At 68.8% G+C, this 23,287-nt stretch carries 19 protein-coding genes and 1 tRNA gene; 10 read left to right on the top strand and 10 right to left on the bottom strand.

What is annotated here, in order from left to right:
- The first annotated feature begins 54 nt into the window (after positions 1 to 54).
- The 6 genes from mutS (at position 55) to E0E05_RS02870 (ending at position 9,513) form a co-directional block, all read left to right on the top strand.
- On the top strand, positions 55 to 2,763 hold the full coding sequence (mutS, locus tag E0E05_RS02895; protein ID WP_244598037.1) for a DNA mismatch repair protein MutS: 2,709 nt from the start codon (positions 55 to 57) through the stop codon (positions 2,761 to 2,763).
- Positions 2,764 to 2,765: 2 nt separating this feature from the next.
- Positions 2,766 to 5,573 (top strand): [protein-PII] uridylyltransferase, encoded by a 2,808-nt coding sequence (locus E0E05_RS02890; RefSeq protein ID WP_131615350.1) that lies wholly within the window; start codon positions 2,766 to 2,768, stop codon positions 5,571 to 5,573.
- 3 nt (positions 5,574 to 5,576) lie between these two features.
- Complete coding sequence (gene murJ / locus E0E05_RS02885; RefSeq protein ID WP_131615349.1) at positions 5,577 to 7,142, top strand: murein biosynthesis integral membrane protein MurJ; 1,566 nt, start codon at positions 5,577 to 5,579, stop codon at positions 7,140 to 7,142.
- 77 nt (positions 7,143 to 7,219) lie between these two features.
- A complete protein-coding gene (gene trpS / locus E0E05_RS02880) occupies positions 7,220 to 8,287 on the top strand; it encodes a tryptophan--tRNA ligase (protein WP_131615348.1) in 1,068 nt (355 codons plus the stop codon).
- A 54-nt stretch (positions 8,288 to 8,341) separates the two neighbouring features.
- The gene (locus tag E0E05_RS02875) at positions 8,342 to 8,833 is read left to right on the top strand and encodes a universal stress protein (RefSeq protein ID WP_131615347.1); all 492 of its coding nucleotides are present in this window, start codon (positions 8,342 to 8,344) and stop codon (positions 8,831 to 8,833) included.
- A 110-nt stretch (positions 8,834 to 8,943) separates the two neighbouring features.
- On the top strand, positions 8,944 to 9,513 hold the full coding sequence (locus E0E05_RS02870; RefSeq protein ID WP_131615346.1) for a NifU family protein: 570 nt from the start codon (positions 8,944 to 8,946) through the stop codon (positions 9,511 to 9,513).
- Positions 9,514 to 9,606: 93 nt separating this feature from the next.
- Here the strand turns inward: E0E05_RS02870 and E0E05_RS02865 are convergent, their stop codons facing one another.
- Positions 9,607 to 10,233, bottom strand: a complete 627-nt coding sequence (locus E0E05_RS02865) for a L,D-transpeptidase (RefSeq protein ID WP_131615345.1) — start codon at positions 10,231 to 10,233, stop codon at positions 9,607 to 9,609.
- A gap of 174 nt (positions 10,234 to 10,407) precedes the next feature.
- Between E0E05_RS02865 and E0E05_RS02860 the strand changes: the two genes are divergently transcribed.
- Positions 10,408 to 10,878 carry an MmcB family DNA repair protein gene (locus tag E0E05_RS02860; protein WP_131615344.1) on the top strand — a complete coding sequence of 157 codons (471 nt, stop codon included), beginning with the start codon at positions 10,408 to 10,410 and terminating at the stop codon, positions 10,876 to 10,878.
- 16 nt (positions 10,879 to 10,894) lie between these two features.
- Here E0E05_RS02860 and E0E05_RS02855 read toward each other — a convergent pair whose 3' ends face one another.
- The 7 genes from E0E05_RS02855 to E0E05_RS02825 form a co-directional block, all read right to left on the bottom strand.
- A complete protein-coding gene (locus E0E05_RS02855) occupies positions 10,895 to 11,467 on the bottom strand; it encodes an ActR/PrrA/RegA family redox response regulator transcription factor (RefSeq protein WP_131615343.1) in 573 nt (190 codons plus the stop codon).
- 23 nt (positions 11,468 to 11,490) lie between these two features.
- A complete protein-coding gene (locus tag E0E05_RS02850) occupies positions 11,491 to 12,816 on the bottom strand; it encodes an ActS/PrrB/RegB family redox-sensitive histidine kinase (RefSeq protein WP_131615342.1) in 1,326 nt (441 codons plus the stop codon).
- A 53-nt stretch (positions 12,817 to 12,869) separates the two neighbouring features.
- The gene (hrpB, locus tag E0E05_RS02845; protein ID WP_131615341.1) at positions 12,870 to 15,335 is read right to left on the bottom strand and encodes an ATP-dependent helicase HrpB; all 2,466 of its coding nucleotides are present in this window, start codon (positions 15,333 to 15,335) and stop codon (positions 12,870 to 12,872) included.
- Positions 15,332 to 16,015, bottom strand: coding sequence for an ATP-binding cassette domain-containing protein (locus E0E05_RS02840; protein WP_131615340.1), 684 nt, complete (start codon positions 16,013 to 16,015; stop codon positions 15,332 to 15,334). The genes hrpB and E0E05_RS02840 overlap by 4 nt, the downstream gene beginning before the upstream one ends.
- Positions 16,016 to 16,026: 11 nt before the next feature.
- The gene (locus E0E05_RS02835; RefSeq protein WP_131615339.1) at positions 16,027 to 17,706 is read right to left on the bottom strand and encodes an ABC transporter permease; all 1,680 of its coding nucleotides are present in this window, start codon (positions 17,704 to 17,706) and stop codon (positions 16,027 to 16,029) included.
- Positions 17,707 to 17,790: 84 nt separating this feature from the next.
- Positions 17,791 to 18,972: an ABC transporter substrate-binding protein gene (locus tag E0E05_RS02830; protein ID WP_428977599.1), complete on the bottom strand. Its 1,182-nt coding sequence runs from the start codon at positions 18,970 to 18,972 to the stop codon at positions 17,791 to 17,793.
- A 149-nt stretch (positions 18,973 to 19,121) separates the two neighbouring features.
- Positions 19,122 to 19,541, bottom strand: coding sequence for an Hsp20 family protein (locus E0E05_RS02825; RefSeq protein ID WP_131615337.1), 420 nt, complete (start codon positions 19,539 to 19,541; stop codon positions 19,122 to 19,124).
- A 153-nt stretch (positions 19,542 to 19,694) separates the two neighbouring features.
- Between E0E05_RS02825 and E0E05_RS02820 the strand changes: the two genes are divergently transcribed.
- Complete coding sequence (locus tag E0E05_RS02820; RefSeq protein WP_131615336.1) at positions 19,695 to 20,636, top strand: nucleoside hydrolase; 942 nt, start codon at positions 19,695 to 19,697, stop codon at positions 20,634 to 20,636.
- 6 nt (positions 20,637 to 20,642) lie between these two features.
- Here E0E05_RS02820 and E0E05_RS02815 read toward each other — a convergent pair whose 3' ends face one another.
- Positions 20,643 to 21,539, bottom strand: a complete 897-nt coding sequence (locus E0E05_RS02815) for a ribokinase (protein WP_131615335.1) — start codon at positions 21,537 to 21,539, stop codon at positions 20,643 to 20,645.
- A 180-nt stretch (positions 21,540 to 21,719) separates the two neighbouring features.
- Between E0E05_RS02815 and E0E05_RS02810 the strand changes: the two genes are divergently transcribed.
- Positions 21,720 to 21,806, top strand: a tRNA-Leu gene (locus tag E0E05_RS02810).
- 124 nt (positions 21,807 to 21,930) lie between these two features.
- Positions 21,931 to 22,428 (top strand): MgtC/SapB family protein, encoded by a 498-nt coding sequence (locus tag E0E05_RS02805; RefSeq protein WP_131615334.1) that lies wholly within the window; start codon positions 21,931 to 21,933, stop codon positions 22,426 to 22,428.
- Here the strand turns inward: E0E05_RS02805 and E0E05_RS02800 are convergent, their stop codons facing one another.
- A complete protein-coding gene (locus E0E05_RS02800; protein ID WP_131615333.1) occupies positions 22,429 to 23,226 on the bottom strand; it encodes an SDR family NAD(P)-dependent oxidoreductase in 798 nt (265 codons plus the stop codon). It lies immediately after the preceding gene.
- Positions 23,227 to 23,287: the final 61 nt, after the last annotated feature.

Here is a 23,287-nt window from a genome sequence, read left to right as displayed (position 1 = left end):
CGGCGCGAGGGCGCACGACGGAGCGGCATGGAACGCGCAAGCGAACATCGGGGCATGGCGGAAGAGGGCGAAGACCGGTCGGCGGCACCGGCCGGCGGCGCCGTCACGCCGATGATGGCCCAGTACATGGAGATCAAGGCGCTCAATGCGGGGTATCTCTTGTTCTACCGCATGGGCGACTTCTACGAGCTGTTCTTCGAGGACGCCGAGATCGCCGCCCGCGCGCTCGGCATCACGCTGACCAAACGCGGCCAGCATCAGGGCAAGGACATCCCGATGTGCGGCGTGCCGGTCCACGCCGCCGACGACTATCTGCAAAAGCTGATCGGGCTCGGCCACCGGGTCGCCGTGTGCGAACAGCTCGAGGACCCGGCCGAGGCGAAGAAGCGCGGCTCGAAATCGGTCGTCCGGCGCGATGTCACAAGGCTCGTCACGCCGGCGACGATCACCGAGGACAAGCTGCTCGAACCGGGCGAGAACGCCTATCTTTTGGCACTGGCGCGGATCCGCGCCTCGGGGCAGATGGCCTATGCCTTCATCGACATCTCGACCGGCGAGTTCCGGCTCGGCGAGACCGCGCCAGAGCGGCTGTTGCCGGACCTGACGCGGATCGGCCCGCGCGAGATCGTCGTGCCCGAACCGCTGTTCCACGATCCCGAGTTCCGGCCGGCGTTCGACCTGTTCGGGCGCGCCGTCAGCCCGCATCCGGCGGCGATCTTCGACAGCGCCACCGCGCCGGACCGGCTGGCGCACTATTTCGGCGTGTCGACGCTCGACGGGTTCGGCGACTTCTCCCGCGCCGAACTGGCCGCCGCCGCCGGCGCGCTCGCCTATGTCGAGAAGACGCAAGTGTCCGAGCGGCCCGCCCTGCAGCGCCCGCAGCGCGAATCCTCGGCCCGGACCCTGTTCATCGATCCGGCGACGCGCGCCAATCTCGAACTCGAACGCACCCTGTCGGGCCAGCGCGACGGCAGCCTTCTGAAGGCGATCGACCGCACCGCCACCGGGCCGGGCGCGCGGCTACTGGCGGGGCGCCTGCGCGCACCGCTGACCGATCCGCAGGCGATCGGCGAGCGGCTCGATTCGGTCGCCACCTTCGTTGCCGACGACCTTCTGGGCGAAGGGCTGCGCGCGCAACTGAAGGCGCTGCCGGACATGGCGCGCGCCCTGTCGCGCCTGTCGCTGAACCGGGGCGGCCCGCGCGATCTCCTGGCGCTGCGCGAGGGGCTCGCTGTCGCCGGCGACGTGCACCAGTTGCTCAAGTCAGCCGATCTGCCCGCCGAACTTGCCGCGGCCCGCACGGCGCTGGCCGACGCGCCCGCCGATGTGAGCGATGCGCTCGGTACCGCGCTTGCCGACGAGGTGCCGCTGATGGCGCGCGACGGCGGTTTCGTGCGCGCCGGCCATCATGACGAACTCGATCAGATGCGGCGGTTGCGCGACGAATCGCGCCGCGTCATCGCCTCGCTGCAGGCCGACTATGCCGCCGAGACCGGCGTCAGGTCGCTGAAGATCAAGCACAACAACGTGCTGGGCTATTTCATCGAGGTGACCGCCGGCAATGCCGACGCGCTGACCGGCACGGACGAGGCCAGGGGCCGCTTCATCCACCGGCAGACGCTGGCGAGCGCGATGCGCTTCACGACCACCGAACTGGCCGATCTGGAAAGCCGGATCGCCAACGCCGCCGGCCGGGCGCTCGAAATCGAGCTTGCGGTCTTCGAGCAGTTGCGGGCGCTCGCCGTCGCCCACGCCGACCCGATCCGCGAGGCAGCCCACGCGCTGGCCGTCCTCGACGTCTCGGCCGCGCTCGCCGATCTGGCGACATCGCAGGGCTATTGCCGGCCGCTGGTGGACGACAGCCGGACGTTCCGCATCGTCGCCGGACGGCACCCGGTGGTCGAACAGGCGCTCAGGCGCCAGGCCGCCGACCCGTTCGTCGCCAACGATTGCGACCTTTCACCCGCCGAAGGGGCGGACCATGGCGCGCTGTGGCTGCTGACCGGGCCGAACATGGGCGGCAAGTCGACCTTCCTGCGCCAGAACGCGGTGATCGCCATCCTCGCGCAGACCGGCTCGTTCGTGCCGGCCGGCCAGGCCCATATCGGCGTCGTCGACCGGCTGTTCAGCCGTGTCGGCGCCTCGGACGATCTGGCGCGGGGCCGGTCGACCTTCATGGTCGAGATGGTCGAGACCGCCGCGATCCTCAACCAGGCCGGCGAGAACGCGCTCGTCATCCTCGACGAGATCGGACGCGGCACGGCCACCTTCGACGGGCTGTCGATCGCCTGGGCGACGATCGAGTATCTGCATGCGCACAATCGCTGCCGGACGCTTTTCGCCACCCATTTTCACGAGCTGACCGCGCTGCACGAAAAGCTCGACCGCCTGGCCAACGTCACCATGCGGGTCAAGGAATGGCAGGGCGACGTGGTCTTCCTGCACGAGGTCGGCCATGGCGCGGCCGACCGGTCCTACGGGGTGCAGGTGGCGCGGCTCGCCGGCCTGCCCGAGGCGGTGGTCGAGCGCGCCCGCGCGGTGCTCGACCAGCTCGAGGCGCAGAACCGCGACAAGGGCACGGCCTCGCTGATCGACGACCTGCCGCTCTTCTCGGCCGCCCCGCCGCAAAAGAAGACCGTGCCAAAGTCCGCGCAATCGGCTATCGAAGCGGCACTTGCGGACCTTTCGCCAGACGAGATGACGCCACGCACCGCGCTGGAGGCGCTCTACGCCCTCAAGGCGCTGGCGTCGAAGAAGGACTGATCTTGGACAAGCCCGTCGCCGACCCCGGAGCGCTGCCCGACGCCGAGACGATCACGGCGGCGCTGGCGGCGATCGCCGAAGAGGCCGGCGGCGACGGCAGCGCTTCCGATGTCCGGGCGAAGGTGCTCGCCCATCTGAAGGCCGTGCTCAAAACCGGACGGGCCGAAGCCGAGCGCCAGCTCTTTGCCGACGGCAAGGGCCATGGCTGCGCCCGTCGCCTTTCCGACCTTCAGGACGCGATCATCGGCGCGATCTACGATTTCGCGCTGGTCCATGTGTTCCAGGTGGCCAACCTTTCGCAGGGCGAGCGCATTGCGCTGGCGGCCGTCGGCGGCTACGGCCGCGGCACGCTGGCGCCGGGTTCGGACATCGATCTTCTGTTCGTTCTGCCCTACAAGCAGACCCCGCTCGGCGAGCAGCTCGCCGAATACATGCTCTACATGCTGTGGGACATGGGGCTGAAGGTGGGCCACGCCACCCGCAACATCGACGACTGCGTCCGCCTGTCGAAGTCCGACATCACCATCGCCACGACCATCCTCGAAGCGCGTTTCCTGACCGGTAACAGGGCCCTGTTCGACGAACTGATGGAGCGCTACGACAAGGATGTCGTCTCGCGCACCGCCAGCCAGTTCATCCAGGCCAAGCTGGCCGAGCGCGATGCCCGCCACAAGCGCATGGGCGAGGCGCGGTTCGTGGTCGAGCCGAACGTCAAGGACGGCAAGGGCGGCCTGAGAGACCTGCACACGCTGTTCTGGATCGCAAAGTATGTCTACCGCGTGCGGCGGCGGGCCGAACTGGTCAAGCTGGGCGTGTTCACCCGGCGTGACTACAACCTGTTCGTCAAGTGCGAGGACTTCCTCTGGGCGGTGCGCTGCCACCTGCACTTCCTGACCGGCAAGGCCGAGGAACGGCTGTCGTTCGACCTGCAGCGGGAACTCGCCGACCGTCTCGGCTACCAGTCCCATCCGGGGCTCGAGGACGTTGAGCGCTTCATGAAGCACTATTTCCTGATCGCCAAGGATGTGGGCGATCTGACGCGCATCTTCTGCGCCGCGCTCGAAGAGCAGGAGATCAAGAACGCCCCGGTCCTGTCCGGGCTGATCCAGGCGCTGCCGTTCGCGCGCCGGTCGACGACCATCCGCGGCATCAAGGATTTCGTCATCGACCGCCAGCGCATCAACGTCGCCGACGACGAGGTGTTCGCGCGCGATCCGGTAAACCTGATCCGCATGTTCTATCTCGCCGACCGCTACGGGCTCGAATATCATCCCGAGGCGCTCAAGCTGGTGCGGCGGTCGCTGAAGCTTATCGACAAGACGCTGCGGACCGACGTGAACGCCAATGCGCTGTTCGTGCGCATCCTGACCTCGCGCAACGATCCCGAACTGAACCTGCGGCGCATGAACGAGGCCGGCGTGCTCGGCCGGTTCGTGCCCGACTTCGGCCGCATCGTCGCGATGATGCAGTTCAACATGTACCACCACTACACCGTCGACGAGCACCTGATCCGCACCATCGGCGTCCTGGCGGACATTGAAAAGGGCAATCTGGCCGAGGATCATCCGCTCGCCGCCGAACTGATGCCCGGGCTCACCGACGACCGGGCGATCCTCTATGTGGCGCTGTTCCTGCACGACATCGCCAAGGGGCGGCCGGAGGACCATTCGGTCGCCGGCGCCGATGTGGCGCGCAAGCTGTGCCCGCGGCTCGGCTTTTCGCCCGAGGACACGGCGACGATCGCCTGGCTGATCGAGGATCATCTGCTGATGAGCATGACCGCGCAGGGGCGCGATCTGTCCGATCGCAAGACGATCGAGGACTTCGTCGCCCGCGTGCAGACCGTCAAGCGGCTCAAGCTGCTGCTGGTGCTGACCGTGTGCGACATAAGGGGGGTCGGACCGGGCGTCTGGAACGGCTGGAAGGGCCAGCTTCTGCGCACGCTCTATGCGGAAGCGGAACTGGCGCTGACCGGCGGGTTCTCGGAAACCAGCCGCAAGAGCCGCGCCGAAAGCCGGCGCGCGGCGCTCTCGGAGCGGCTGGCCGACTGGCCGGAGGCCGAGCGCGCGGCGATCCTGGGGCTTCACTACGACAACTATCTTCTGACCACCGATCTGGAGGATCAGGTTCGACACGCGGAGTTCATCCGCCGGTCCGACGCCGAGGCGAGGCCGCTCGCCAGCGCCGTGCGCACCGACGCGTTCCAGGCGATGACCGAAATCACAATCCTGGCGCAGGACCATCCGCGTCTTCTGTCGGTGATCGCGGCCGCCTGTTCGAGCGCCGGCGCCTCGATCGACGGCGCCCACATCTTCACGACGACCGACGGCCGCGCCCTCGACGTCATCCAGATCGAGCGTGAGTTCGAGGCGGACGAGGACGAATTGCGCCGCGCCCGGCGCATCGGCCGGCTGATCGAGGACGTGCTGCGCGGCAAGGTGAGCCTGCCCGCCGTGCAGGCGACCAAGAAGCGCGCCCGCGCGCTGAGCGCCTTTCACGTCGAACCGGCGGTCAAGATCAACAACACGCTGTCGAACCGGTTCACCGTGATCGAAGTGGAGGGGCTCGACCGACCGGCGCTGCTATCGCGGCTGACCGGGGCGATCTCCGATCTCAAGCTCGACATCCGCTCGGCCCACATCACCACGTTCGGCGAGAAGGTGATCGACAGCTTCTACGTCACCGACCTGATCGGCCAGAAGATCGAGGACGCAAGCCGGCAGGGACGGATCCGCAAGGCGCTGATGGCCGTGCTCCGGCAGGACGACGCCGACAAGCCCAAACGGGCAGCGGCGGCGACGGCCGACTAGACGATGAGCCTCGCCCGAAACTTCGCCACCGTCGGCGGCGCGACGCTGGTCAGCCGCGTGCTGGGCTTCGTGCGCGACATCTTCCTTGCGGCGGCGCTCGGCACCGGCCCGGTCGCCGACGCGTTCGTGGTCGCGTTCCGCTTTCCGAACCTTTTTCGCCGTGTGTTCGCCGAGGGGGCGTTCAACTCGGCCTTCATTCCGCTGTTCTCGCGACGGCTCGAGGGCGAGGGCGACGATGCGGCGCGGCGCTTCGCCCAGGAGGCGATGGCCGGGCTTCTGTTCATCCTGGCGATCCTGACCGTCATCGCGATCGTCACCATGCCGGTCCTGATGTACGGCCTGGCGCCCGGTTTCGCCGAGGATCGCGACAAGTTCGACCTGGCGGTCGAACTGACGCGGATCACCTTTCCCTACCTGGTGCTCGTTTCGCTGATGGCGCTGGTCTCGGGCGTTCTGAACGGGCTTGGCCGGTTCGCGGCCGCCGCCTTCGCGCCGGTGCTGCTGAACGTGGTGCTCGTCGCCGTGCTGGCATGGATCGTCGCCTCCGGGCTCGCCGGCACGCGCGCGGCCGGGCTGTGGCTGTCGGTCGGCGTCGTCGTCGGCGGGGTGGCGCAGCTTGCCATGGTGGTGATCGCGCTGCGGCGCGCGGGTTTTCCGCTGACGCTCGTGCGGCCGCGCTGGAACGCGCGGATGAAGCGGCTGGTCACGCTCGGCATTCCCGGTGTGATCGCCGGCGGCATCATCCAGATCAACATCGTCGTCGGCACGATCATCGCCTCCATGCAGGCCGGCGCGGTGACCATGCTCTACCTCGCCGACCGGCTCTATCAGCTCCCGCTCGGCGTGGTCGGCATCGCGATCGGCGTCGTGCTGCTGCCCGAACTGTCGCGACGCCTGAAGGCCGGCGACATGGAGCGCGCAAAAGCCGTCGAAGCCAAGGCGCTGCAATTTTCGATGATGCTGACGCTGCCCGCCGCCGTGGCGCTCGCCGTCATCCCGCTCGAACTGGTTTCGGTGCTGTTCGAACGGCTGGCCTTCGATGCCGAGAGCGCGCGCGGCACGGCGGCGGCGCTGCGGGCCTTCGCCTTCGGCCTGCCCGCCTTCGTGCTGGTCAAGGTGTTCTCGCCGGGCTTCTTCGCGCGCGAGGACACGGTGACGCCGATGAAGGTGGGCGCCGCCGCGGTCGCGGTGAACGTCGCGGCCAGCCTCGCCCTGTTCCCGTTCTTCGGCCATGTCGGCATCGCCATCGCCACCAGCCTTGCCGGCTGGGTCAATGCGCTGCTGCTCTACTGGCTCCTGAACCGGCGCGGCCTGTGGACGATCGACGCGGCGATGGCACGGCTGCTGGCGCTGATGGGGCTCAGCGCGGCGCTGATGGGCCTTTGCGTGTGGGGCGCCGCGCAAGGGCTCTCGGGCCAGCTCGAAAGCGGTATCGCGCTGCCGGTCCGCGCCGCCGCGCTGCTCGTGGTCGTGGGCGCCGGCGTCGTCAGCTTCTTCGGTTTCGCGCACGTGACCGGCGCTGCGCGGCTCGGCATGTTGCGCACGATGCTGGTCAGGGGCCGCGCCTGACCCGCACCACTTGCGTGCCTGCCCGGGCCATTGCATAAGGCCGACGCCTTCAGCGGCCATTCCCACCGGACCATCCGATGACCGACACCTTTTCCGAACGCGTCTTCTCAGGCGTCCAGCCGACGGGCAATCTGACGCTCGGCAACTACCTTGGCGCGATCAAGAACTTCGTCGCCATGCAGGAGCGCTACGACTGCGTCTACTGCGTTGTCGACATGCACGCGATCACCCTTCCGCAGGACCCGAAGGCGCTGGTCGATGCGACCCGCTCGGTGACCGCCGCGTTCCTGGCCTCGGGCATCGATCCGACGCGCCATATCGTGTTCAACCAGTCGCGCGTGCACCAGCATGCCGAACTGGCCTGGGTGTTCAACTGCGTTGCCCGCATGGGCTGGCTGAACCGGATGACGCAGTTCAAGGAAAAGGCCGGCAAGGACCGCGAGAACGCCTCGGCGGGCCTGTTCGTCTATCCCGCGCTGATGGCCGCCGACATCCTCGTCTACCGCGCCACGCACGTGCCGGTGGGCGAGGACCAGAAGCAGCATCTGGAACTGACCCGCGACATAGCGCAGAAGTTCAACAACGACTTTTCCGACCGCATCGCCGAGCTCGGTCTTGGCGTTCCGATGGAGGTCGGGCGCGAGCGCGTGCACGGATATTTCCCGCTCACCGAGCCGGTGATCGAGGGGCCGGCGACGCGCATCATGAGCCTGCGCGACGGCACCAAGAAAATGTCGAAATCCGACCCCTCGGACATGTCGCGCATCAACCTGACCGACACGGCCGACGACATCGCCAGGAAGATCCGCAAGGCCAAGACCGATCCCGAGCCGCTGCCGTCGGAGATGGACGGGCTCGAGGGCCGACCCGAGGCGGCCAACCTCGTCGGCATCTTCGCCGCCCTTTCGGGCCGGACACGGCAGGATGTGCTGTCCGAGTTCGGCGGCCGGGCGTTCTCGGAGTTCAAGCCGGCCCTGTCCGATCTCGCCGTCGAGGCGCTCGACCCGGTGGCCGGCGAGATGCGCCGTCTGCTCGCCGATCCGGCCTATATCGACGGGGTTCTCGCCGGGGGCGCCGACAAGGCGACGGCCATCGCCGGACCGGTGATGGACGACGTCAAACGGATCGTCGGTCTGAGCGCCTGAACCGGTCCGAGCGGATATCTTGCGGGCGCCAGCGCCCCGTGCCAAACATTGCCCATGGTCACAAGACGACTTTCCGGCGAAGCCGGACATCGCCGCAAGTTCCTGGCGATCATCGACGAGACGCCGGAATGCGAGCGCGCGGTTCTTTATGCCGCGCGGCGGGCGGCCAACACCCATGGCGGGCTGATCCTTTTGTTCGTGATCGCGCCGGGCGACTTCCAGCACTGGCTCGGCGTCGAGCAGGTCATGCGCGAGGAGGCGCTCGAGCGCGCCGAACAGGTGATCTCGAAATATGCGACGCTCGCCCGCGAGAAATGTAGCGTGGAAGCGGAGACGGTCATCCGCGAGGGCAACGGAGCCGAGCAGATCCATGCGCTGATCGAGGAGGACCAGGACATCGCCATCCTCGTTCTCGCCGCCAGCGCCGCCAAGGAAGGCCCCGGACCGCTGGTTTCGTCGATCGCCGGGCGCGAAGCGGCGTTTCCGATCCCCGTCACCGTGGTTCCCGCCAACCTGACCGACGAGGATATCGAGAGCCTCTCATGACCCGGCCCGCCGGGGCCGGTGACAGACGCGCGACGATTTGTGTTCGCCCCCATGCTTGATGGGGCGGTGTTTTGATCCTATTTTGGAATCATTCCAATCCGAGGCAAGCCATGTTCATCCAGACCGAAACGACGCCCAATCCCGCGACGCTGAAATTCCTGCCCGGCCAGGTGGTCATGGATATGGGCACCGCCGACTTCCGCGAGCCGCAGGAAGCGGCAGCAAAATCGCCGCTCGCCGCGCGCCTGTTCGAGGTCCACGGCGTCAAAGGCGTGTTTTTCGGCTACGACTTCGTCACCGTGACCAAGGACGATGCGCTGGAATGGCCGCACATGAAGCCGGCGGTTCTGGCCGCGATCATGGAGCATTTCATGGCCGGCGCGCCGGTGATGGCCGAGCAGCAGGATGGCGCGGCCCCGGCTGCCGACGAGGAATTCTTCGACGCGGGCGACGAGAGCATCGTGGCGACGATCAAAGAACTGATCGAGACCCGCGTGCGGCCCGCCGTCGCGCAGGATGGCGGCGACATCACCTTCCAGGGCTACCGTGACGGCGTTGTCTTCCTGCACATGAAGGGCGCCTGCGCCGGCTGCCCGTCCTCGACGGCGACGCTCAAGCACGGCATCCAGAACCTGTTGCGCCACTTCATTCCCGAGGTCGAGCAGGTCGAGGCCGTCTGACCGGCGCCCGATCGCGCAACCATCCACCGAAACGAAAAAAGCCGGGCAAAGCGCCCGGCTTTTTTTCGTCTTTCCAGCGAATTCTTTGGCCGGTCAGCCCTGCAGGACGACGACCTTGGCGCCCGGCTCCACGCGGTTGTAGAGATCGACCACATCCTGGTTCATCAGGCGGATGCAGCCGGACGAGACGGCCTTGCCGATCGACTGCCATTGCGGCGTGCCGTGCAGGCGGTAGCCGGTGTCGCGGCCGCCGCGCATCAGATAGAGCGCGCGGGCGCCGAGCGGATTGTGCAGGCCCGGCTCCATGCCGCCACGATACTTGGCCAGTTCCGGCTGGCGGCGGATCATCGGCTCGGGCGGCGTCCAAGTCGGCCATTTGCGCTTCCAGCCGACGCGCGCGGTGCCCGACCAGCGGAACCCGTCACGGCCGACGCCGATGCCATAGCGCAGCGCCTTGCCGTCTTCCTGGACCAGATAGAGGTGCCGGTTCGGCGTATCGACGATGATCGTGCCCGGCCTGTGCGGCGTGTCGTAGTCGACGACCTGGCGGCGGAACTCGGCCGGCACCTTGGAAACCGGGATCTTCGGCAGGGTGTATTCCCCGTCCGACATGCCGGCATAGGCGCTGGCGAAGTAGCTCGAATTCGTGGTCGCCGAGCAGCCGGCAAGCCCGGTGGCGGCGATCGCGGCGATGCCGCCAAGGAATGCGCGTCGTTGCATGATACCCCTCAACCGAAAAAATCCATGCCCATTGGCCCCAAACATGGTTAAGACCACGTTACATGAAGGACCCCGATACCCGCAAGGATTAGGGGGCCGGTTCTTGTGTGGCTGTGCGCTTTGGCACACACTGTCACAAAGGAACCACAGTTTCCCCTGCGTCCGGGAGGTGCCATGCCGCTCGTTTCAGCCGCAACGGCGCATCCGCTCGTCGACGGCCGCCAGTCCGACCGCGCGCTCGCCGTGCGCCGGGGCGTTCAGATCATGCTCACGGAGATGGGCTTTTCGCACGTGCCCGAGATGACGCTCGCCAACGGCCGCCGGGCCGATCTGGTGGCGCTGGGCGGCGACGGGACGATCATGATCGTCGAGATCAAGTCCTCGCCCGAGGACATGCTCGCCGATCGCAAATGGCCCGACTATCGCGGGTTCTGCGACCGGCTGTGTTTCGCCACGCTGCCCGACGTGCCGCAGGCGCTGTTTCCGGCTGATTGCGGCTTCATCCGCGCCGACGCGCATGGCGCGGCTTGTCTGGTCGAACCGCCCGAGCACAGGCTGGCGCCGGCGCGGCGCAAGGCGATGACGCTCAGATTCGCGCGTTTTGCCGCCGAGCGGCTGCTCGTCGCCGAATGGGCGTCGTCCTGACCACTGCCGAAGCGCGTCAGCGCGGGGCGCGCTTGGCGAGGATGCGCTGCAGCGTGCGCCGGTGCATGTTCAGCCGGCGCGCCGTCTCGGAGACGTTGCGGTCGCACATCTCGTAGACGCGCTGAATGTGTTCCCAGCGCACGCGATCGGCCGACATCGGGTTTTCCGGCGGCGGCGGCGTCTGGTCGGGCGACACGGTCAGCGCGTTGTAGACGTCGTCGGCATCGGCCGGCTTGGCCAGATAGTCGATCGCGCCCAGCTTCACCGCGTTCACGGCGGTGGCGATGTTGCCGTAGCCGGTCAGAACGATCGCGCGGGCGTCCGGGCGCCGCGCGTGCAGCGCCTTGATGACCTCGAGCCCGTTGCCGTCGTCGAGCCGCATGTCGACCACCGCGTAGGCCGGCGGTTCGGCATCGACCTTGGCGAGCCCGTCGGCGACCGATTCGGCCATTTCGACGGTGAACCCGCGGGTTTCCATGGCCCGGCCGAGACGCCGCAGGAACGGCACGTCGTCATCGACCAGAAGAAGCGTTGCGTCCGGCCCGGGCTCGACGGCCACCGGATCGGCGAGAGTTTCCTGAAGTGCCATTGTCACACCTTTCTTTGCCAGTTCTACGCCGCTTTGGCCTCGATGGATGAGCGCGGCCAGCGCACGGTGATGGCCGCGCCGGCATCGGGCCGTCCGGCGTTTCGGAAATGCAGGGTCGCGCCGCTGCGCTCGAGCAGCGTCTTGGCGATGAATATCCCCAGACCCAGGCCCGGCCCGCCCTTGCGGCTGCGTATGATCGAGCGGGACGCGCCAAGGTCCGGCTCGCCGAGCTTTTCGAGCTGATCGGTCGGAAAGCCCGGGCCGTCATCGACGATGGCGATGCGCACATGCTCGCTCGACCAGTCCAGATCGATCGTCACCTGCTCGCGCGCGAAGTCGACGGCGTTCTCGACCAGGTTGCCGAGCCCGTGCATGATGCCGTCGTTGCGGCGCAGCACCGGTTCGGGCGAACCGTCATCGCTGTGGCGTGTCGTGATCTCCACGCCGAACGCGCGATGCGGGTCGGCCACCTCCTCGACCATCTCCCGCAGCGACATGCGCGAGATCATCTCCTCGCTGCTGGTGTTGAGCGTTGACAGGCGCGACAGGATCTCCCGGCACCGGTCGGCCTGGGCCCGCAGCAGCCGCACGTCTTCCTTGAGGGGATCGGCCTCGGTGGTGGCGCGATCCATCTCCTTTGAGACCAGCGAGATCGTGGCGAGCGGAGTGCCCAATTCATGGGCGGCAGCGGCGGCAAGCCCGTCGAGCGCCGACAGGTGCTGTTCGCGCTGCAGCACCAGTTCGGTCGCCGCGAGCGCATCGGCGAGGCTGCGCGCCTCGTCGGCGACGCGGTGCACGTAAAAGGCGGTGAACGCCACCGATGACAGGACCGCCGCCCACATGCCTGCAACGAACACGAACGGGATGTCGAACGGGATATCCGGGTGCCAGGGCAGCGGCAGATGGGTGAAGACGAGAACGGTCGCGGCCACGACGACCACGACGCCGAGCGCGGCGGTGTAGAGCGCGGGGAGCGTTGCGGCCGAAATGATCACCGGCACGATCAGAAGGACCGAGAACGGGTTCTCGAGACCGCCGGTCAGGAACAGCAACGCGGCGAGCTGGGCGATGTCGAAAGCGAGCACGGCGAACACCGCGAGCGGATCGAGCCGGCGGTTGGCCGGAAAATTCCAGGTCAGGATCAGGTTGAGCAGGGCCGAGGCGGCGATCAGCACGAAACAGGCGACGATCGGGAAGGCAAAGCCCAGCCAGCCGGAGACGACCGCGACGGCGACGCTCTGGCCGAACACGGCAATCCAGCGCGTGTTCGTCAATGTCGACATGCGCAGGCGACGGCGCGCGAAGCGCTCGCCGACGCCGACCGTCGGTCGTGTGACCTGCTGATCCATGCCCGCTTATATGGACCTGCGAGGGTCCGTTCGCCAGATTGGAATCGTTCAAATCATCGCGGCTTGGCGCGACGCGTCGGCGCGGCGCTGGCGGGATCGTCGGGCCAGACATGCTTGGGATAGCGGCCGCGCATCTCGGCCCGCACCTCGGACCACGATCCGGCCCAGAAGGCGGGCAGGTCGGCGGTGCGCTGGATCGGCCGGTGCGCCGGCGAGAGCAGCTCTATCAGGACCGGCACAGCGCCGCCGAGCACGGCAGGATGCTCGGTCAGGCCGAACAGTTCCTGCACGCGCACGGCCAGTTCGGGCGCCGCGCCGCCCGGTGGATAGGTCAGCGCAAGGCGCGACCCCGTGGGCACGGTCAGGTGCGACGGCGCCAGCCGGTCCAGTTCGGCTTGCCGCTCGGGTCCGGCGCGCAGCATCAGCGCGTCGCGCAGCGGCACATCGTCCAGTCCGGTGCGACCGGGCAGAAACGGAGCGAGCCACGCATCGAGCGCTTGCATCAACGCTTCGTCGCCGACATCGGGCCACGGATCGCCGAGCCGCGCATGCAGGAAGGAAAGCCGCGCACGCAGGCTCTCGGTCGCCTTGTCCCATGGAAGGCTGCCGAGGCCATGCCCGCGCACGCCTTCGAGCAGGGCCGCTTCCGCTTCCGGGCCGGGTTCGACCGGGCGCGGCGCCGAAGACAGGGTGATCGCCCCAAGGGTCCGCACCCGGCGCGCGGCGAGACGACCGGTGCGCGCGTCGAAGCGCATCTCGGTTCGCGTTTCGATCCGGTCGCCGAGACGATCCTCGATCTGGGCTTCGGCGATCGCCGCGCCGGCCAGAAGGCGTGCGCCCGCGGCCGCGCCGGACACATCGGCGGCGACGATGAAGGGCGCGCCCGCCAGCGGATCGGCCTCGTCGGCGACGACGCCGCGCCCGCCGGCCATGACAAAATGGCCCGGCCGACCCGGCCGCGCCCGCGCCACGCGGTCCGGAAAGGCATCGAGCAGCATGTTGCCGGCCGTCGCGTTGTCCTCGGTCTTGCCGCCCGGCAGGTCGAGCTGTCCGGCGATCCGCTCGGCCAGTTGGCGGCTTTGCCTGCCGCGCGGCGACCGGTCGGCGTCAAATGCCGCAAGGCGTCGATCGAGATCGGTCGATGTCCCGCCAAGACCGCGCTCGGTGATCAGCACGGCGAGCCGGGCGCGGCGTTCGGCATCGGCGACCGTGCCCGCTTCGGCGACCATGGCGGCAAGCGGCACCGGCAATGGAATGGCGCGCAGGCGCTCGCCCTTTGCGGTGAGACGGCCGCCCTGCCCGTCGATGGCGCCGAGCGCGGCGAGCCCCGCGCGCGCCTCGTTCAGCGCCGGCTCGGGCGGCGCGTCGAGAAAGCGCAGCGTGCGCGGGTCGGAAACGCCCCATGCCAGGCAATCGAGCAGAAGGCGTGACAGGTCCGTGCGGGCGATCTCGGGCGGATCGAACGGTTCGAGCGCTGCAGTCTGCCCCTCGTGCCACAGGCGGATCGCGACGCCCGGCTGCGTGCGCCCGGCGCGGCCGGCGCGCTGATCGGCCGAGGCGCGGCTGACCCGGACCGTCTGAAGCCGGGTGATCGCCATGCCGGGTTCGAAGGCGGGCTGGCGCGCAAGGCCGGAATCGACGACCACGCGCACCCCGTCGATGGTGACCGAGCTTTCGGCGATCGCGGTCGCCAGCACGATCTTCCGGCGGCCGGGCTCGGGCGGCAGGATCGCCGCATCCTGGTCCCTTATGTCCATGGCGCCGAACAGCGGCGCCAGATAGGCGCTGGCCGGCAGCGCGCCCTCGAGCCGCTCGGCGGTACGGCGGATTTCGGCCTGTCCGGGCAGGAAGGCGAGGATGCTGCCCTGTTCGTCGCGCAGCGCGGCGCGGATCGCCTCGGCCACGGCATCCTCGATCCGCTGGTCGGGCCGGCGCGGGGCATGACGGATGTCGACGGGATGGGACCGGCCGGCGCTTTCGACGAGCGGCGCCTTGTCCATCAGCGCGGCGACGCGGCCGCCGTCGAGCGTTGCCGACATGACCACAAGCCGCAGATCGTCGCGCAGCGCAGACTGCACGTCGAGCGCCAGCGCCAGCGAAAAGTCGGCATCGAGCGAGCGTTCGTGGAACTCGTCGAAGATCACCGCGGCGATGCCGGTCAGTTCGGGATCGACGAGGATCATGCGCGCGAACACGCCCTCGGTGACCACTTCGATGCGCGTGGCCGGGCCGACCCTGCTGTCGAGCCGCATCCGGTAGCCGACCGTCTCGCCGACGGTCTCGCCGAGCATGGCGGCCATGCGCCGGGCGGCGGCGCGTGCGGCGAGCCGGCGCGGTTCGAGCATGACGATCCGCCGGCCCTCGACCCAGGGTGCATCAAGCAGCACCAGCGGGACGAGCGTCGTCTTGCCGGCGCCGGGCGGCGCGACCAGCACCGCGTTCGGGCCCCCTTCGAGCGCGCCGGTCAGCGCGCCGAGCACCTCGGCGACGGGCAGGCCGGTTGAAGCGGCGTCGATCATGAGCCGTTGCCGGGGCCCGGCGCGGGTTCGACCTCGATCAGCGCGCCGCCGGCCGCCTTGGCGTCCGCCTCGTCATGGGTGACCAGCAGCACCGGCAGGCGGCGGACGCCTGCCCGCTCGAACACCAGCCGGCGCACCTGATCGCGCAGGCCCGCGTCGAGCTTGGAGAAGGGCTCGTCCAGCAGCATGAAGCGGGGCTCGGACACCAGCACGCGGGCCAGCGCCACGCGCGCCTTCTGGCCGCCCGACAGCGTGTCCGGATCGCGGTCGAAGAACCCTTCGAGCTCCACGTCGCCGAGCGCGGCCTCGGCCACGGCGCGGCGCGCGGCGCGACCCCTGACTGTCTGCGGCACCGCGAACACCAGATTGCCGCCGACCGACATGTGCGGGAACAGGAGCGGATCCTGGAACAGGAGGCCGGCATGGCGCTCCTGCGGCGGCGCGTCGGTGATGTCGACGCCCTCGCAGATGACGCGGCCGCACGCAGCAAAAGCGGGATCGAGAAAGCCGCCGATGAAAGCCAGAAGCGTCGACTTGCCCGATCCCGAGGGCCCCATAACGGTGAGCACCTCGCCGGGCCCGATCGTGTGATCGGCCTCTACCAGCGTGCGGCCATCGAGCGAAATGGCGATCCCGTCGAGCCTGAGGCCGGCGGCTTGCTCGGTGTGCGTATCGGGCATGGGGCGCGTTCTCACATCGCCCTGATTGCCCGGCGATTGCGGAAAAGCAAGGCCGGCACGAGGCTGGCGAGGGCAAAGCCGATCAGCGGCAGCAGCATCTGCAGGAACGCATAGACGCCGATCACCCGCCGGTCGCCGCCCGAGCCGAGCGCGACGGCCTCGGTGGTGATCGTCGGAAAGCGGCCGGCGCCGATCAGCAGGGTCGGCAGGTACTGGCCGACGGAGACGGCAAAGCCGACCGCACCGGCGGCGAGCACGGCGCGCGTAAGCATCGGCAGGCGGATACGCCAGAAGGTGCGCGCCTCGCCCGCGCCGAGCGCCATGGCGAGCGCCTCGTAGCGCCGGTCATAGGCGCGCCAGGGCGCCGACAGGGACAGGAACACGTAAGGCAGCACGAAGATGGTGTGCACGAAGATCAGCGCCGCCCAGCTCTTGTCGGCATCGGCGGCGACCAGCAGCAGTTGCAGGCCGAACAGGAAGCCGATCTGCGGGACGACCAGCGGCAGATAGACGAGCGCCAGCGCCCGGCTGCCGCCGGTGCGGCCGGTCTGGTTCTCGCGCTGCAGGCAGGCGAGCGCGATCGCCACCGAGATGAGCGTCGCCGCCAGCCCGATGATGACGGTCGTCGCGAACGGTTCGGCGAGCGCGGGCGCGCTGCGCATCCAGGCGCGCAGCGAGAGCCCGTCCGGCAGCGCGTCCGGAAACTGCCAAAGGCCGGCCACCGACCACAGCGCCAGAACGGCAAGCCCGCCGAACACGAGCAACGCCGAGATGGTCATCGCGCCGCCGGCGGCCGTGCGCGCCCAGCCGTCGCGCCGGAAGCGGCGTCCGGTCTCGCAGACCCGTTCGGCGAGCGCGCCCACCACGCGTTCGAGCCCGACCCAGATCACAAGCGCCGCGCCCGTAACGGCGACCTGCAGCACCGCGCCGGCGCAGGCCATGAAGCGCATGGAAAGGTCGGGATCGTTCATCCAGTCGACCAGCCGTACCGGCAGCGTGGCCGGCGTCGTCGGGCCGAGGATGAAGGCGACGTCGACATTGGCCGAGGCGTAGGCGATCACGGCGAAGACGGCGAGCCGGATCTGGCCGTAGAGCGCCGGCCAGGTTGTGAACATGAAGCCCATCAGCCGGCCATAGCCGAGCGACTGGCCAAGGTTCAGCGCGCGCATGGCCGGCACCTGCGGCAGGGCGGCGAGGGTGATCAGCAAAAGGAACGGCACTTCCTTGATGACGAGGCCGCCGATCAGCGCCAGGCCCATCGGATCGTTGACGATCAGTGCGTCGGGCGGCCGTTCCCAGCCGGTCGCCCAGGGCGAGAAGAGCCGCGCCAGATAGCCCGACGGGGCGATCATGAAGGCAAAGCCGAAGGCGGCGGCCGCGTGCGGCACGGCCAGCAGCGGCGAGACCAGATGCTGGATCAGCGCGAAGGCGCGGGTGCCGTACCAGGCGCAGACGAAGCCCGCCACCATGGCGAGCGAGATCGCCGTGGTGACGAGCCCGATCAGCAGGGACTGGACGGCCGAGCGTGCGATGCCGGGCTGGGCGAACAGGTCGGCGAACGGATCGAGCGTCAGGGTCGTGCCGCCGATCGCCGGCAGGAAGCCGAAGGCCGGCAGGATCGTGCCGAACAGGCCGCAGGCGAGCGGCACCGCCAGCACGAACAGGGCGAGCGGCGGCGCCAGACGCAGCATCAGCGGGCACTCAATGCATCAAGAAGCCAGGCAGCAAGAAGCTCGGCAGGTGCGTCGGCACGGCGCGGCGTCACCGGCCGCCCGTCAATTGCCGACCGCGTAGCGGGCGGTCCATTTCTGCTCGATCCGGGTCATCCAGCTCGGATGCGGCTCTTCGAGCGCCGGGCCGAGTTCGTCGGGCCTGAGCGTGGCGACGCCGAGATCAAGCGCCTCGAACCGCGCCCGGTCGTCCTCGGACAACTTGTCCATGGCGAGCACGGTCGGATCGCCCCACACGTTCGGGTCCTGCTTGCGCGCCTGGGCCTCGGGCGAGATCAGGAAGTCGGCGACGACCAGCGCGCCGGCCTTGGCGTTGGCGTTGTAGGGGATGGCGACGAAGTGCGTGTTGGCGAGCGTGCCGCCCGAGAATGTGAAGGAGCGGACCGTGTCCGGCAGAAGCTGGTTGGCGATCGCGTTCGAGGCTTCGGCCGGGTTGAAGGCGAACGTGATGTCGAGTTCACCGTCGGCCAGAAGCTGGCTCATCGACGGATAGTCCTTCGGGAAGGTGCGCGCCCCGCGCCACAGATGCGGGTGCAGGTCGTCGAGATAGGCAAAAAGGGGCGCGGTGACCGTTTCGAAGCTCGCCTCGTCGACCGGCTCCTGCAGCACGGAGGGATCGTCGACCGTCTCGATCAGAACCTGCTTGAGAAAGCTCGAACCGATGAAGTCCGGCGGCTGCGGATAGGAGAACCGGCCCGGATTGGCGCTGGCCCACGCAAGAAGCCCGGACGCGCTGTCCGGCAGATCAGCGGCGTCGGTGCGCGCGCTGTCGTAGAAGAAGACCAGCTTGGCCATGCCCCAGGGCGATTCGAGCCCGTCGGTCGGCAGGGTGAAATCGACGGTGATGGTGGGCTTGGTCTCGTGATCGACATAGGCCCAGTTGGGCAGCTTCGTCGTCCAGTCGGGCGCAAAAAGCAGGTCCTGCTGCTTCATCGAGGCGAAATTCTCGCCGTTGATCCAGATCAGATCGATCGAGCCGCCCGTCTCCCGGCCGGCAGCCTTTTCGGCGACGACCGTGGCGACCGCGTTGGCCGTGTCCTCGAGCTTGACGTGCTCGAGTTCGACGCCGAAGCGCTCCCCGACCGTCGCGGCGACCCATTCGATATAGGCGTTGATCTGCGTCGAGCCGCCCCAGGCGTTGAAGTAGACCGTCTGACCGCGCGCCGCGTCGAGCACGCCCTGCCAGTCGGACGGATCCGGTTCGGCCAGGGCCGTCGCGGCGGGCATCATGACGGCAAGCGAAAGGGCGGTGGCGCGCAGAAAATGGGACACGCTGGTCACTCCGTTGATCCTGGTGCGCGAAGACATCACGCGCCGGCGTGCAAGGTCAACAAAGCCCTGTTCACCACCCCTCACAAACGAGTGACCCGAGCGGCTCAGCCGCGATCGTTGATCGCGATCCTTCGGACCAGGCGCTCGGGCTCTGGCCGTTCGAGATCGATCATTAGCAGCCCGTTCTCCAGATCGGCGCCGATGACACGCATGCCGTCGGCGAGCACGAAGGCGCGCTGGAACTGGCGCGCGGCGATGCCCCGGTGCAGGAACTCGCGGCCCGGATCGTCGGCCTCGGCCCGCTTGCCGCGAATGACGAGCTGGCTCTCCTCGGTGCTGACCTCGAGATCGTCGGCGGAAAAGCCGGCGACGGCCAGCGTGATCCGCATGACGGTCTTGCCGTCCGGGTCGCGGATGCGCTCGATGTTGTAGGGCGGATAGCCCTCGCCGGACTTGGCGACGCGTTCGAGCGATTTCTCGATCGTCTCGAAGCCGACCAGCAGCGGGCTGGAGAAGTTGGTCATGGGCTCGGCCCTTTCGTCCTCATCAAGCGACTTTGCCGCGGTGACACGATTTTGCTTGCAATCGGCGCCCGGCGCGGCGAACCCGTTCGGCATCCGCCGGCCCCGTTATGCGGGGTCGCCGGCCGTTGATCAAGGAATTCCCGGGGGAGCGGCATGACCGGAAAACGCGCCATCATCATCGACACCGATCCGGGCCAGGACGATGCGATCGCGCTTTTGCTGGCGCTCGCCAGCGACGAACTGGACGTGCTCGGCGTCACGGCGGTCGCCGGCAACGTGCCTCTGGCGCTGACCGAGAAGAACGCGCGCAAGATCTGCGAACTGGCCGGCAAACCGGACACGCGCGTCTTTGCCGGCGCCGAGCGGCCGCTGATGCGCAAGCTGGTGACGGCCGAATATGTGCACGGCAAGACCGGTCTCGACGGCCCGGACCTGCCCGAGCCGACCATGGCGCTTGAGGACCAGTTCGCACCGGACTTCATCATCGAGGCGATCCGCGACCGCCCGGAGGGAACGGTGACGCTGTGCCCGCTCGGCCCGCTGACCAACATCGCGCTGGCGCTGATCAAGGCGCCCGACATCGCGGCCAGGATCGACCGGATCGTGCTGATGGGCGGCGGCTTCTTCGAGGGCGGCAACGTCACGCCGACGGCCGAATTCAACATCTATGTCGACCCCGAGGCGGCGCACACGGTCTTCACCTCGGGCGTGCCGATCGTCATGGCGCCGCTCGACGTCACCCACAAGGCGCTGACGACGCAGGCGCGCATCGACGCGCTGCGCGCCAAGCGCACGCCGGTGTGCGATGCGGCGGCGTCGCTGATCGACTTCTTCGAGCGGTTCGACGAGGACAAGTACGGCACCGATGGCGGACCGCTGCACGATCCGTGTGTGATCGCTTACCTTCTCAAGCCGGAGCTGTTCACCGGCCGCGACTGCCATGTGGCGATCGAGACCGGCTCGGAGCTGACGCTCGGCATGACGGTGATCGACTGGTGGGGCGTGACCGGCAAGGCGCCGAACGCCCATGTGCTCGGCGATATCGATGCGGCCGGGTTCTTCGATCTGATCACCGAGCGGCTGGCGCGGCTTTAAGGCCCGTCAGCCGGTGAACGCGTCGACGGCGGCGCGTTCTGGGATCGAGGGCTGGGCGCCTTGCGTCAGGCAGGCGAGCGCGCCGGCGCGGCAGGCCAGATCGAGCGCATCGGGCCAGGCCATGCCCTCGGCCCGGGCGGCGGCCAGATAGCCGCAGAAAGTGTCGCCCGCGCCGACCGTATCGACCGGTTCGATCGCCGGCGCCGTGGCGCGAACCATCCCCTCGCCCGTCACCGCCAGCGCGCCGTCAGCGCCCAGCGTCAGAACCAGAACGACGCCCAACGCGTTGGCGGCCCCGGCCATGCGGTCTTCGACACGGCCCGGCTCGATGCCGAGCGAGGCGGCCAGCGCGTCGAACTCGGTCTCGTTGGCGATGACGACGTCCGCCTTGCGGGCGAGTTCGCCCGCGGAGGCGCGATAGGGCGCGATGTTCAGATAGCGTGTCGCCCCCGCCGCGGCCGCCGCATCGAGCGCGGCGGCGATCGCCTGGTCCGGGATTTCCATCTGCAGGAGCCAGGCGCCGGCGCCCGGCGCTTCGGGCGCGCCGTTTTCCATCGCTCGCCCGTTGGCGCCCGGCACCACGGCGATCTGGTTCTCGCCGGTCCGGTCGTCGACCAGGATCAGCGCGACGCCGGTCGGCACCGCCGCCAGCCGCTCGACGCCGGACAGATCGACGCCGGCCACCTGCAGCAGCGACAGCGCGGCGATGGCGTTGGCGTCGTCGCCGACCGCGCCGGCCATGGCGACCGCGTGGCCGGCCCGGCGCGCGGCGAGCGCCTGGTTGGCGCCCTTGCCTCCGGGCGCCTCCGCATAGGCGACGCCCGTCACCGTCTCGCCGGGACCAGGCAGCCGCTCGACGCGGGCGACGAGGTCGAGATTGACCGATCCGGCGATGGTGATCATGGCGACGTCCCCCTGCGCTGCGGCTTCCGGCCCGTCCGACCGGCGCGTTCGACAGCCCGACATGGCCCGATGGGAGGCGTTAGCGAAGCGGCCCGCGCCGGGCAAGGGAAACCGGTGGCGGGCGTGCGCTGTTTGGTTGACAGCCCCCGGCCGACCGCATATGTGACGGCTCGATTTCGTGCCCAGATGGCGGAATTGGTAGACGCGCTGGCTTCAGGTGCCAGTGGCCGCAAGGCCGTGGAGGTTCGAGTCCTCTTCTGGGCACCATCTATCTCCGATCACTGCCGATCGACCGTTCGTGCCCCTCTTTGCTGTGGGATGCGGCGAGCCGTCGTGCGGGAACGAACGCCGGCCGGACGGGTTTTCTCCGTATCGTTTCACGGAGGGGCCGGTGTTCGAGACGCTTCTCAACGAACTGGCGAATTCGCCGACGCAGGCCTGGCCGGTGCTGATCGTGCGGCTTGGCGGCGCGGTGGTCCTGTGCGGGCTGATCGGCTTCGAGCGCGAGAGCCAGGACCGGCCGGCGGGCCTGCGCACGCACATGCTGGTCGGCCTCGCCGCCAGCGTCTACTGCATGTTGATGCTCGAACTGCTCGACCGCGCCGCCGACTATCCCGATCCGGTGCGCGTCGATCCGGTGCGCATCATCGAGGCGGTGACGAGCGGCGTTGCGTTCCTTGCGGCGGGCATGATCATCTTCGCCAGCGGCAAGGTGCGCGGCCTGACCACGGGCGCCAGCCTTTGGCTGTCGGCGTCGGTCGGCCTTGCCTGCGGTCTCGGCCTTTGGGCGATCGCGTCGCTGACCACGCTGCTGTCGCTGCTGATCATGCGCGTCGTCCGCGCCGTCGAGGCGCGCGCCGGCTTCAAGGAAAAGGACGGCGAGGACTGATCAGGTCGCAATCGCCGCGACGGATCCGCCATCGACACGATAGTTGGCGCCGACCACGAAGCTCGCCTTCTCCGAACACAGGAACGCGATCGCGGCGGCCGCCTCCTCGGGCTTGCCGCGCCGGCCCAGCTCGAGGAACGGGCGCTCGTTTTCGAGGAAGTCGGCGATCGCCGCATCCTTCGAGACATTCTCGTTCTCAGCCTTCTTCTTCATCATCGCGTCGGTCATCGGGGTCTCGATGAAGGCCGGCGACACCGCGTTGACGAGCACATTGTCCCGGGCGCAGACCCGGGACAGGCCCTTGGAGAAGTTCAGCAGCGCCGCCTTGGCGACGTTGTAGACCGCCTCCTCCCAATAGGGCTGGACCGCGTTCTCGCTGGTGACGACGACCACCCGGCCCCAGCCGCGCTGCGTCATGGTGGGCACGAAGACCCGCAGGGTGCGCACGACCGACATGAAGTCGGCCTCCCACGCCTCCTGCCAGTCGGCGTCCTTGAGCTCCAACGGATGTCCCTTGGCGCCGGTCACGCCGGCCGCGCACACGGCGATGTCGGGCATGGCAAAGCGCTCGCGCACGGTCTCGGCGAGGCCCGAGACCTGGCCGGCCTCGCGCAGGTCGGCCTGCAGGCCGTGGCAATTGTCGCCCAGTTCGTCGGCGGCGCGCGAGACCGCGTCTCCCTTCAGATCGACCAGGATCACGGAGGCGCCCTCGTCCAGCAGCGCCCGGGCCGTAGCCCGGCCGATACCCGATGCGCCGCCGGTGACGAGCGCGGTCTTGCCGCTGATGCCCATGTCCATGATGATCTCCGATGATTGCGGTTTCGGGGCCAACGCAGGCAGCATGCGCCGGTTCCGAAGC

Source organism: Roseitalea porphyridii (genome assembly GCF_004331955.1).
GTDB lineage: Bacteria > Pseudomonadota > Alphaproteobacteria > Rhizobiales > Rhizobiaceae > Roseitalea > Roseitalea porphyridii.
Note: the sequence above shows the minus strand (reverse complement) of the source record. Positions and strands in the feature narration are given on the sequence as shown.

Excerpts from the sequence above, each read along its gene's own strand:
- mutS (WP_244598037.1), top strand. The coding sequence starts at position 55 with ATGGCGGAAGAGGGCGAAGACCGGTCGGCGGCACCGGCCGGCGGCGCC.
- murJ (WP_131615349.1), top strand. The coding sequence starts at position 5,577 with ATGAGCCTCGCCCGAAACTTCGCCACCGTCGGCGGCGCGACGCTGGTC.
- trpS (WP_131615348.1), top strand. The coding sequence starts at position 7,220 with ATGACCGACACCTTTTCCGAACGCGTCTTCTCAGGCGTCCAGCCGACG.
- E0E05_RS02875 (WP_131615347.1), top strand. The coding sequence starts at position 8,342 with ATGGTCACAAGACGACTTTCCGGCGAAGCCGGACATCGCCGCAAGTTC.
- E0E05_RS02870 (WP_131615346.1), top strand. The coding sequence starts at position 8,944 with ATGTTCATCCAGACCGAAACGACGCCCAATCCCGCGACGCTGAAATTC.
- E0E05_RS02865 (WP_131615345.1), bottom strand. The coding sequence starts at position 10,233 with ATGCAACGACGCGCATTCCTTGGCGGCATCGCCGCGATCGCCGCCACC.
- E0E05_RS02860 (WP_131615344.1), top strand. The coding sequence starts at position 10,408 with ATGCCGCTCGTTTCAGCCGCAACGGCGCATCCGCTCGTCGACGGCCGC.
- E0E05_RS02855 (WP_131615343.1), bottom strand. The coding sequence starts at position 11,467 with ATGGCACTTCAGGAAACTCTCGCCGATCCGGTGGCCGTCGAGCCCGGG.
- E0E05_RS02850 (WP_131615342.1), bottom strand. The coding sequence starts at position 12,816 with ATGGATCAGCAGGTCACACGACCGACGGTCGGCGTCGGCGAGCGCTTC.
- hrpB (WP_131615341.1), bottom strand. The coding sequence starts at position 15,335 with ATGATCGACGCCGCTTCAACCGGCCTGCCCGTCGCCGAGGTGCTCGGC.
- E0E05_RS02840 (WP_131615340.1), bottom strand. The coding sequence starts at position 16,015 with ATGCCCGATACGCACACCGAGCAAGCCGCCGGCCTCAGGCTCGACGGG.
- E0E05_RS02835 (WP_131615339.1), bottom strand. The coding sequence starts at position 17,706 with ATGCTGCGTCTGGCGCCGCCGCTCGCCCTGTTCGTGCTGGCGGTGCCG.
- E0E05_RS02830 (WP_428977599.1), bottom strand. The coding sequence starts at position 18,972 with ATGCCCGCCGCGACGGCCCTGGCCGAACCGGATCCGTCCGACTGGCAG.
- E0E05_RS02825 (WP_131615337.1), bottom strand. The coding sequence starts at position 19,541 with ATGACCAACTTCTCCAGCCCGCTGCTGGTCGGCTTCGAGACGATCGAG.
- E0E05_RS02820 (WP_131615336.1), top strand. The coding sequence starts at position 19,695 with ATGACCGGAAAACGCGCCATCATCATCGACACCGATCCGGGCCAGGAC.
- E0E05_RS02815 (WP_131615335.1), bottom strand. The coding sequence starts at position 21,539 with ATGATCACCATCGCCGGATCGGTCAATCTCGACCTCGTCGCCCGCGTC.
- E0E05_RS02800 (WP_131615333.1), bottom strand. The coding sequence starts at position 23,226 with ATGGACATGGGCATCAGCGGCAAGACCGCGCTCGTCACCGGCGGCGCA.